We start from the raw sequence: 11521 nt of genomic DNA, 5'->3' as shown, positions 1-11521 counted from the left end.
CATACGCTTTAAATTCACCAAAATACTTTGTAATCGCTGCCGTCAATGAGGTCTTCCCATGATCAACGTGACCAATCGTACCTATATTAACATGCGGCTTCGTACGTTCAAATTTGCTCTTTGCCATTTGAGCTCTCCATTTTCTGTCCAAAAAAAGGACTAAGTTAAAAATTAATTACACAATCCCAAATTATGCGTATTTCTTTTGAATCTCCAAAGCAACAGCCGAAGGAACAGGCTCATAATGATCAAACTGCATTGTATACTGAGCACGCCCTTGACTCATCGAACGAAGAGTATTCACATAACCAAACATATTTGCCAAAGGAACCATAGCATTCACAACTGTCGCAATACCACGCGCCTCAGTTCCTGAAATTTGACCTCGACGAGAATTCAAATCACCAATGATATCACCCACATAATCTTCTGGCGTAACAACCTCCACCTTCATGATAGGCTCAAGAAGTTGCGCACCAGCTTTTTTTGCACCATCGCGAAAAGCTGCACGAGCAGCAATTTCAAAAGCTAAAACAGAAGAGTCAACATCGTGATAAGCACCATCAACCAAAGTAGCTTTCACACCTAACATAGGGAACCCCGCAAGAGGACCAGACCCCATAACACTTTCAATACCTTTTTGAACACCTGGAATATATTCTTTTGGAACAGAGCCACCAACAACTTTCGATTCAAAAATAAAATCATCACCATCATGAGGCTCAAAAATAATTTTCACACGAGCAAATTGCCCTGCACCACCAGATTGTTTTTTATGAGTATAATCAATTTCTGCAGTCTTTGTAATTGATTCACGATAAGCAACTTGAGGCTGCCCAATATTAGCCTCAACTTTAAATTCACGTCGCATACGATCAACAATAATATCAAGATGAAGCTCACCCATACCAGCTATAATTGTCTGACCTGACTCTTCATCTGACTTAACACGAAATGAAGGATCTTCCGCAGCTAAACGATTAAGAGCTATACCCATCTTCTCTTGATCCGCTTTCGTTTTTGGCTCAATCGCAATCTCGATAACAGGCTCAGGAAATTCCATTCGCTCCAAAATAACAGGCTTTAAAGGATCACAAAGAGTATCACCTGTTGTCGTCTCTTTAAGACCTGCAAGAGCAACAATATCCCCTGCAAACGCTTCCTCAATATCTTCACGAGAATTTGAGTGCATTTGAAGCATTCGCCCCAAACGCTCTTTTTTCTTTTTTACAGTATTTTCAAGAGAAATACCTTTTTGAACCTTCCCAGAATAAACCCGACAGAAAGTTAACGAGCCAACAAAAGGATCATTCATAATTTTAAAAGCGAGCATAGAAAGTGGAGCATCATCTGAAGATTCACGCGTCGTCTCACTTTCAGTTTTTACATCAAGACCACTAATCGCCGCAACATCAACTGGAGAAGGAAGATAAGAAACAACAGCATCCAAAAGAGGCTGAATTCCCTTATTTTTAAAAGCAGTCCCACAAAAAACAGGATGAAATTGAACCCCTATAGTCCCTCTGCGAATAAGAGAAACAAGCTGCTCATTAGTTGGCATAACACCTTCCAAATAAGCCTCTGTTGCAGCTTCATCAACTTCAACTGCCATCTCAATTAATTTTTCGCGATACTCTTCCGCTTTTTCCTGTAGATCAGAAGGAATCTCACTCACTACCGCTGAAGCACCAATAGAACCATCCCACCTCAACGCCTTCATTTCAATAAGATCAACAACACCTTCAAAATCATTTTCAGCACCGATCGGCAACTGTAAAACCAACGCTTTAGCACCCAATCGCGAGCCAACCATCTCCACACTACGATAAAAATCAGCGCCTATTTTATCCATCTTATTAACAAAAACCATACGTGGCACATGATATTTCTCAGCTTGCCGCCAAACAGTCTCTGTCTGAGGTTCTACACCAGCATTTGCATCTAGCAACGCTATCGCACCATCAAGGACACGCAAAGAACGCTCAACCTCAATTGTAAAATCAACGTGCCCAGGCGTATCAATAATATTAAAACGCCGCTTTCTACCATCACGCCCTTCCCAAAAGGTTGTCGTCGCAGCAGATGTAATCGTAATACCGCGCTCCTGCTCTTGCTCCATCCAGTCCATGGTAGAAGCACCATCGTGCGTCTCACCAATTTTATGATTTTTACCAGTATAGAACAAAATACGCTCAGTCATAGTGGTCTTACCAGCATCAATATGTGCCATAATCCCAAAATTACGATAATCTTCAATTTTATATTCGCGAGCCATTGTACTTGCCTTAATCTTTTTAAATACATCTACCAGCGATAGTGAGAGAACGCACGATTAGCTTCCGCCATGCGATGAACATCCTCACGCTTCTTCACTGCAGAACCGCGATTATTAGCCGCATCTACCAATTCACCAGAAAGACGATCAACCATTGTCGTTTCATTACGCCCACGCGCCGCCATAATCAACCAGCGAATAGCAAGAGCTTGACGACGATCTGGACGAACATCAATCGGAACCTGATAAGTAGCACCACCAACGCGACGCGAACGAACCTCAATATGAGGAGCAACATTTTCTAACGCCTGATGAAACAAAGCCACAGGATCTGACTTCACCTTACTCTCTACAGCATCAAGCGCACCATAAACAATACGCTCAGCGACAGATCTTTTACCATCAAACATAATGGCATTCATAAATTTTGTAATAACCAAATCACCGAATTTAGGATCTGGATTAATTTCACGTTTTTCTGCTCTATGGCGACGGGACATCGGCTCTGTCTCTCAATATTATTTTGGACGCTTTGCGCCGTATTTCGAACGACGCTGTTTACGATTCTTGACACCCTGTGTATCAAGCAACCCACGGATAATGTGATAACGAACCCCTGGCAAGTCCTTTACACGACCACCACGAATCATCACAACAGAGTGCTCTTGAAGATTATGCCCCTCTCCAGGGATATAACCAATCACCTCAAATCCATTTGTTAAACGAACCTTAGCAACTTTACGAAGAGCAGAATTCGGCTTCTTCGGTGTCGTTGTATAAACACGCGTACAAACACCACGTTTTTGCGGATTTGCCTGAAGAGCAGGAACCTTATTGCGCTTAACTGGCATCACACGCGGTTTGCGAATTAACTGGTTTACGGTAGGCATACAACCTTCCTCTTTTCGATATACATTCGTCTTACCCACTTGGGCTTTTATTATCTACTCCAAAAATAAACTGGAATAGGCACTTAATTTACACACGAAATCGGGCACCACTGCTACAAACAGCTTACCCGACTACAAGCAGAGAAGGCAACAGCCTCTTGCACTAGCATTTGCTTTTAATCTTCTAAGTAACAACCCCTGCTCAAGATGACCACTAGGATCCCCTTAAATCTAATCACCCTTACGCTGGCTGTGATAGCTTCTAATAGCGAGAACATCTACATTCGTCAAGAACTAAACATCAGAAAATTTATAAAAATGAGAATAAATTAATAAACTTTAAATTTAGCTTTAACAGAAGATCTTGATAAACCAAATTACCATAGTAATATCTCTCATACAATAGAGAGAGCCACTATATATCATAGGTACTACATCTCTTTCGCCAGAGGCACTTAAACGTACGTGCTAATTTACCAATTGTATATATAATATTTTAAGATAAATGATATGAAAATAGCAACGTGGAATATCGCTGGAATAAAAGCACGACACGAAACATTATGTAAATGGCTACAACAAAATCAACCTGATATAGTTTGTCTACAAGAAGTTAAAAGTATCGATGAAAATTTCCCACGCGATGCAATCGAAAGCTTAGGTTATCACATAGAAACGCACGGACAAAAAAGTTTTAACGGAGTTGCGATTCTTTCTAAAAAAACACCAGATGAAGTTATCCGTCGATTACCAGGCAATGATAACGATGAACAAGCGCGTTATATTGAAGCGGTTTATTCAACAAACAAAAAAGTTATTCGTGTTGCATCCCTCTATCTTCCAAATGGAAATCCCGTCAACAGCGAGAAATATCCTTACAAAATGGAATGGATGGAAAGGCTGTACACACATGCAAAATCATTGCTTACATATGAAGAACCCCTTATCTTAGCTGGTGATTACAATGTCATCCCTACCCCATTGGATGCTAAGAATCCTCAAGAATGGAGTAACGATGCTTTATTTCTTTTACAAACAAGACAAGCATTTCAACGCATTGTGCATTTAGGTTTTTATGATGCTATCCGTAGCGTCACAGACGCCCCTTCATTCAGCTTTTGGGATTTTCAGGCAAATGCATGGCGCAAAAATAATGGTATTCGCATTGATCATTTATTATTATCACCAGAAGCTGTTGATCAACTTATCTGTGCATATAGTCAAACAGAAATAAGAGGATATACAAAACCATCAGATCATACTCCTGTTTGGATTCACCTTAATTTCAATGAATAACATTCTTTATTGGGGTAACAAAAGTGCCTCTTCTAAGATAATAAATATGTTACACAGATAATAAATATGTTACACAGCGCATAATAGTATATCTTAAATAACAAAAATAAGAAGTCATCACTAAATGGAGGAAAGAATGAACAAATCATTGTTAATGTTTATTGCAGCAATCGTTATTGCGCAGACAAACGTCGCGTTAGCTGAAAATGACACGCTTGAAAAAATTAAAAAAACAGGAGAAATTACCTTAGGTGTTCGCGAATCATCAGGGCTAGCTTATGCCCTTGGAAATAATCAATATGTAGGATTTCATACAGAGATGGCTATGCATATTATTGATGACATTTCAAAAAAAATTGGAAAACCAATTAAAGTTCACTATATCCCCATCACATCGCAAAATAGAATCCCTCTCTTAAAAAATAAGACCTACGATTTTGAATGTGGCTCAACAACAAACGATATTTTTCGCAGTAAAGAAGCAACATTTGCTTATACTACCTATGTCGAAGAAGTTAAGATTGCCGTAAAGAAAGATTCTAATATCAAGTCCTTTGAAGATTTAAATGGAAAAGTAGTCGCTACCACTACGGGAACAACACCTGTTCAACTTATCCGCAAAAGAAAACGTGCAAAAAATATTAATTTTGATGTCATAAAAGGGAAAGATCATGGAGACAGCTTTCTATTATTAGAATCTGGTCGTGCAGACGCATTTGTTATGGATGCCTCAATTCTTGCTGGACATATTGCTAAATCAAAAAATCCATCTGACTATATCATTCTTGATACTGTACTTTCAGTCGAACCTATCGCCTGTATGCTTCGACTCAATGATAAAAACTTTGAAAAAATAATTAATGATAGTATTGTGCGCCAAATCAAAGACGAATCACTTGAAAAACTTTATGATAAGTGGTTTATGAAACCAATTCCACCTGCCAATACTGTTCTCAACCTTCCTTTGTCTGAATCAACAAAATATGCTTGGGAACATCCAAATAATAAACCTCGCGAAGACTACGCAGAAAATAATTTATAAATAAGCGCAACCACGTTCTTTAAAAATTGAGTATGGTTATATTTTAGTGCGTTTTTCAATAAATTCAGCCATTATAAATATGGCTAGCTTATTGCCCTTTTGCGAATGACTAAAAATTTAGGAAATATCAATCAATGGACTTTTCTTTCCTTTGTACCGATGACCTTAACCAAACACTAGTGGCTGGATGCCTTGGAACTCCTGGTGTGAGTCATACCTATTTAGATACGTTGCTCGATAGCTTAAAAAATACAGTTATATTATCCATTTCTTCACTGACCTTAGCTATAGTTACCGGCATTATTATAGGAACAATGCGCACTCTCCCAAATACTTCCATAACTCGTTGCATATTTCGAACTATTGGTAGTATCTGGGTAGAGGTTATGCGTAATATCCCTCTCCTTGTGCAAGTATTTTTATGGTATTTTGTCGTACCTAAAATTTACCCACCAGCGATGAAACTTTCATCCATTCTCTTAATAACATGTGCCTTGGGTTTCTTTACATCTGCACGCATCGCAGAGCAGATTCGCTCAGGTATTGAAGCTATCCCTTCTGGACAACGCCACGCAGCTATGGCAATGGGCTTTACTACCTATCAAAGTTATCGCTATATCATACTGCCACGTGCTATACGCACGGTCATTCCTCCCCTTACTTCAGAGGCAATGGGCATTGTAAAAAATTCATCTATAGCATTCGCTGTTTCAATAAATGAACTTATGCAATTTCAATATCAGACAATTGAAGAAGTCAGTCATGTTTACGAAAACTATCTGCTTGTTACGATTCTTTATATTTTGATAGCTTTATTTGTATTCATTATTATGACAATAATCGAAAAAATGCTTAAAATTCCTAACTCTCAAACAAAGGGATGTTGAATATGACAAATTTCATAAGCTCTTGGTTTGAATTTCATTCTCCTTTCAATTTTTCAGATTTTGATTTTTCATTTTTTACTTTTGACATATTTTATTCTTATATTCTGTCAGGGTTGCTTTTTAGTATTTTTTTAACCTTTTTTGCAGCAATATTGGGATTTATTTTTGGCACATTATTAGCAATGATGCGGCTTTCTTCTATCAAACTACTCTCTTGGCTCGCAATAATTTACATAACTGCTATGCGCTCAATACCGCTTGTCATGGTTATTTTATGGTTTTTTGTACTTCTCCCGTTCCTGACTGGTACATCAATCGGTGCAAACAAATCAGCATTAATTACTTTTACTGCATTTGAAACCGCTTATTTTGCTGAAATTATCCGTGCCGGCATAAATTCAATTTCACAGGGACAAAAATATGCAGGGCAAGCTCTTGGAATGACATATTGGCAAAATATGTATATTATAATTCTTCCCCAAGCTTTTAGAGACATGATCCCAGTTTTTTTAACCCAAGTCATTATTCTCTTTCAAGATACAACTCTTGTTTATGCAATCAGTGGCAATAGCCTTCTAAATGGTTTTGATATTGTTGCAAACAATTTCGGTGCAAAGCAAGAAGCTTATATCTTGGCAGCCATTTTTTACTTTGTTATTTGCTTTACGCTGTCGCAGATAGTTTTGTATTTACAGAAAAAAATATCCATAATCCGCTAAAGGGGAAAAAATGTCTACTCATATGATCGAAATAAAAAACGTTTCTAACTGGTATGGCGAAATTAATGTTCTTAAAAACTGCACAACCAACATCAACAAAGGGGAAGTTGTCGTAGTTTGCGGACCATCAGGCTCAGGTAAATCAACGTTCATTAAAACCATCAACGCTTTGGTACCTTTCCAGAAAGGTGAAATTTGGATTGATGGAACACCTGTTCATTCAAAACAAACAAACCTCCCTAAACTGCGTAGCCGCGTAGGAATGGTATTTCAACACTTCGAGCTTTTTCCACATTTATCCGTTACAGAAAATTTAACAATTGCACAAATCAAAGTTTTAAAGCGCAGCAAAAAAGAAGCGCTTGAGCGCGGTTTATTATATCTTGAACGCGTTGGACTTACTGAACATAAAGACAAATACCCTGGTCAGCTTTCTGGAGGTCAACAACAACGTGTTGCTATTGCACGCGCCTTAACAATGGATCCACTTGTAATGCTTTTTGATGAGCCTACATCTGCTTTAGATCCTGAAATGGTAGGGGAAGTATTGGATGTCATGATCAGCCTAGCAGAAGAAGGTATGACAATGATTTGCGTAACGCATGAAATGGGGTTTGCTCAAAAAGTATCTAAGCGTGTTATTTTCATGGATCAAGGAAAAATCCTTGAAGATTGTTCATCTAAAGAGTTTTTTTCTTACCCACAAGCCAGAACACCGCGTGCACAAGAGTTTTTGTCTAAAATCCTCAACCATTAGCTATGATATTATGACAAAAATCCCCTCTTGCAGAATCAAACATAAAAGCAAAAGTTTTAAATATCGCACAAACATTGCAATAAAATATGTAAGAATTATTTTTTTATCGGTGCGTTATCATATGTCATCAATCACAAGTGGCAAAAGCGTATTTTTGCATAAACGGATTTAATTTTAATCTGCTTATATTGGCTTTTCATAGGTTGCAGTTAACATCATCGCACTGCTATTATCTTCTTAACCAAAATAAATATTGTATTTCCTGTGCACAATTTTCTCTCTCCTTCCCTTTAAAAATATTTTACTAGATACTTCAAAACTTGATGATTTTCATAAATTATCGCAGCCTACAATAAAGAATATCCATATAAAAAGAATTAGATTGTACAGGTATTGGAAATACTTTTTTATGTCTGTAAGCTTAATCATGTATCAGAAATATAGCTCTAAACAAAAACCAGAAACTTTTTTTAAAGCTATATGCGAAAAATTATACGCCTTATAATTATCTTTAAAGACATCATCATAATCTATGTAAACACAGCCCAGATTCTCACTGACACTATTGCTTTTCATATTAACAGCACAAAAGAATACTAAAATAGCCTAATCTATTTACCCACTTTTATAGGCAAGAAAATCCTCCCCAATAATCATGACTTTCTTCATGCATTAGTTCACTTGTCATCTAAAGTATTTCTTTATCTTATTTCTTATCACTATATTTGCCACAAATTTCTTTATGCGTATCTAAAAGACTCTTTGTTTATAGGAAAAACGAGATATTATGAATATCATCAACTAAATGAAACAGAATAAAAACTATAAATTAAGTCAACCGCTCTAAAGCTATAGATATTTTTGTCTTTGCAGCACGCAACTCAATAATCCTGTTGCGCTCACCCTCGACAACTTCTGGTTTTGCATTTTTTATAAATTTGGGATTATTTAATTTAATTGATATTTTTTCAATATCTTGTTCAATTTTATTGACGTCTTTCATCAAACGAGCATGTTCAGCTTCCAAATCAATCAACTGCCCTAATGGCAAACAAAAAATCGCCTCTCCTAAAATTATTTGCGCTGATACAGCTGGAACTTTATCAGAGAACTCAATTGTCTCAATACGTGCTAATTTTTTAAGAACCGCATCATAACGCTGTACACGATCTCGCGTTACGTCCCCTCCCTCTACAATAACAAGAGGTGCTAACTTAGCCACCGGAATGTTCATTTCAAAGCGTACAGAACGAATCCCTGTAATAACATCAATAAGCCAATTAATATCACAAGCAGCTTCTTCATCTGCAAATGTCACTTCTGGCCATTGTGTCAACGCTAGCATATCTTCACGCTCCATGCCTAACGTTTCTGTAAGGAACCACAACTCTTCTGTCATATGAGGCATAAAAGGGTGAAGAAGCTTATAAACTTCATCCAGAACCCAAGCAGTACATGCCTGAGCTTCACTTTTAGCGCCCTCATCTGAACCTTGAAAGACAGGCTTGAGAAGTTCCAAATACCAATCACATAAGGTATTCCAAATGAAACGATAAAGTGCACTAGCCGATTCATTAAACTTATAATTTTCAATACCCGTAGTTACTACTGCAACAGTTTTAGATAACTCTGTTAAAATCCAACGATTAAGCGCAAGCTTTGCTTTTTCTGGCTTAAAAGTAGGATCGTGCTTAACACCATTCATCTTTGCAAATCGAGTAGCATTCCATAATTTCGTAGCAAAATTGCGGTAGCCTGCAATACGAGAAGGATCAAGTTTTACATCACGACCTTGTGCTGCCATGATAGCCAAAGTAAAACGGAGCGCATCCGCGCTATATTGATCAACGAGCTCCAATGGATCAATAACATTCCCCTTTGACTTTGACATTTTTGCTCCCTTCTGATCACGTACAAGAGCATGTACATAAACAGTAGGAAAAGGAACCTCTCCCATAAAATGAAGCCCCATCATCATCATACGAGCAATCCAGAAGAAAATAATATCAAACCCTGTAACTGAAAGAGATGTTGGATAAAAGGTCGTTAATGCATCTGTTTTATCTGGCCAACCTAATGTTGAAAAAGGCCAAAGCGCTGATGAAAACCAAGTATCTAAAACATCTTGATCACGAGTTAACTTAACCTCTTCACCATAATGAGATAAAGCAGAAGCTAAAGCCTCTTCTTCACTTTTTTCAACAAAAACTGCACCATCTGGACCATACCAAGCTGGAATTTGATGTCCCCACCATAATTGACGAGAAATACACCAAGGTTGAATATTTTGCATCCAATTGAAATAAGTTTTTTTCCAACTATCTGGAACAAATTGCGTTTTCCCTTGACGAACAGCCTCTATCGCTGGTTTAGCTAATTCTGCAGCATTAACATACCATTGATCTGTTAAGAATGGTTCAATAGGCACCCCACTTCGATCACCATGAGGAACAGTATGTGGATGATCATCAACAGTTACTAGATATCCCGCCTCTTTCATCAAAGACACAATCTGATTCCGTGCAACAAAACGATCAGATTGATCTAAACTTTCTACTAATATTTTCAATTCATCTGATAAAGTCAAACCATCAAAAAATGCTTCATTTTCACGTAAAAAAATCTCTGCCTTCTGTGTAAAAATATTGATTAAGCGTAAATTGTTGCGCTGTCCTACTTCAAAATCATTAAAGTCATGTGCCGGTGTAATTTTTACAGCACCACTTCCTTCTTCAGGGTTGGCATAAGTATCACCAACAATTAACAATCTACGACCAACAAGCGGCAAAAGAGCATTTTTACCTATAAGATTTTTATAACGATCATCTTCGGGATTAACCGCAATTCCTGTATCACCAAGCATTGTTTCTGGTCGCGTTGTTGCCACTGTTATAAAAGTTGTATCGTCGCTTGGATCAAAAACTTTACCTTCAAGAGGATACCTAAAATGCCATAAATGCCCTTTAATTTCTTTTTGCTCAACTTCAAGATCAGAAATAGCTGTCAATAATTTAGGATCCCAATTAACTAGACGCTTATCCTTATATATTAATCCTTGTTTATAAAGTGTAACAAACACTTCACGAACAGCCTGAGATAATCCTTCATCCATTGTGAACCGCTCGCGCGACCAGTCACATGAAACACCAAGACGTCGTAGCTGACTAGTAATAACCCCACCAGCCTCATGACGCCATTCCCAAATACGCTCAACAAATTTTTCCCTACCCATTTCTTGACGCGTTGACTCTTGACGCTCTGCGAGTTGACGTTCAACAACCATTTGCGTTGCAATTCCCGCATGATCCATGCCAGGTTGCCATAGCACATTTTTGCCACACATTCGCTGGAATCGAACCACAATATCTTGAATTGTTGTATTGAGCGCGTGCCCCATATGAAGTGAGCCTGTAACATTGGGAGGCGGAAGCATAACACAAAAAGGCTCTGCGCCTATTTTTGAACCAGCTCCCGCTTTAAAAGCTCCACGATCTTCCCACTTTTTCGCAACCTGTTGCTCTACAAAAGCAGCGTCATAGTTCTTCTCTAACATTCTCACCCACTCATTCATAACGCTACTGAAAATACAAGGACAATCATGCTATCTGCAACTTTCATTATCTATAACGATCTCTCAAAACTGTTAACGATCGCT

At 37.9% G+C, this 11521-nt stretch carries 10 protein-coding genes; 5 read left to right on the top strand and 5 right to left on the bottom strand.

Features of this window, described 5'->3' with window-relative positions; all coding sequences use genetic code 11:
• The 4 genes from ACMFKV_RS04685 to rpsL form a co-directional block, all read right to left on the bottom strand.
• Positions 1-127 (bottom strand): GTP-binding protein (locus tag ACMFKV_RS04685; RefSeq protein WP_234924853.1); only part of this gene is annotated, 127 nt, incomplete at its 3' end.
• 63 nt (positions 128-190) lie between these two features.
• Entirely contained in the window at positions 191-2275 is a 2085-nt protein-coding gene (gene fusA, locus ACMFKV_RS04680; protein ID WP_336288299.1) for an elongation factor G, read from the bottom strand.
• Positions 2276-2304: 29 nt separating this feature from the next.
• Complete coding sequence (gene rpsG / locus ACMFKV_RS04675) at positions 2305-2775, bottom strand: 30S ribosomal protein S7 (RefSeq protein WP_336288298.1); 471 nt, start codon at positions 2773-2775, stop codon at positions 2305-2307.
• An 18-nt stretch (positions 2776-2793) separates the two neighbouring features.
• Entirely contained in the window at positions 2794-3165 is a 372-nt protein-coding gene (gene rpsL, locus ACMFKV_RS04670; protein ID WP_336288297.1) for a 30S ribosomal protein S12, read from the bottom strand.
• Between the two features lie 510 nt (positions 3166-3675).
• On the opposite strand from rpsL, the gene xth reads away from it, so the two are divergent.
• The 5 genes from xth (at position 3676) to ACMFKV_RS04645 (ending at position 7866) form a co-directional block, all read left to right on the top strand.
• Positions 3676-4461 carry an exodeoxyribonuclease III gene (gene xth, locus ACMFKV_RS04665; protein WP_336288296.1) on the top strand — a complete coding sequence of 262 codons (786 nt, stop codon included), beginning with the start codon at positions 3676-3678 and terminating at the stop codon, positions 4459-4461.
• 136 nt (positions 4462-4597) lie between these two features.
• Positions 4598-5503, top strand: coding sequence for a transporter substrate-binding domain-containing protein (locus ACMFKV_RS04660; protein WP_336288295.1), 906 nt, complete (start codon positions 4598-4600; stop codon positions 5501-5503).
• A 134-nt stretch (positions 5504-5637) separates the two neighbouring features.
• A complete protein-coding gene (locus ACMFKV_RS04655) occupies positions 5638-6390 on the top strand; it encodes an amino acid ABC transporter permease (protein WP_336288294.1) in 753 nt (250 codons plus the stop codon).
• 2 nt (positions 6391-6392) lie between these two features.
• Complete coding sequence (locus ACMFKV_RS04650) at positions 6393-7109, top strand: amino acid ABC transporter permease (protein ID WP_413154618.1); 717 nt, start codon at positions 6393-6395, stop codon at positions 7107-7109.
• A gap of 10 nt (positions 7110-7119) precedes the next feature.
• The gene (locus tag ACMFKV_RS04645) at positions 7120-7866 is read left to right on the top strand and encodes an amino acid ABC transporter ATP-binding protein (protein WP_336288292.1); all 747 of its coding nucleotides are present in this window, start codon (positions 7120-7122) and stop codon (positions 7864-7866) included.
• Between the two features lie 829 nt (positions 7867-8695).
• Here ACMFKV_RS04645 and ACMFKV_RS04640 read toward each other — a convergent pair.
• Positions 8696-11419, bottom strand: a complete 2724-nt coding sequence (locus tag ACMFKV_RS04640; protein WP_413154617.1) for a valine--tRNA ligase — start codon at positions 11417-11419, stop codon at positions 8696-8698.
• Between the last annotated feature and the right edge of the window lie 102 nt (positions 11420-11521).

The sequence above is a fragment of the Bartonella propinqua genome, assembly GCF_047263965.1.
Taxonomy (GTDB): domain Bacteria; phylum Pseudomonadota; class Alphaproteobacteria; order Rhizobiales; family Rhizobiaceae; genus Bartonella.
Note: the sequence above shows the minus strand (reverse complement) of the source record. Positions and strands in the feature narration are given on the sequence as shown.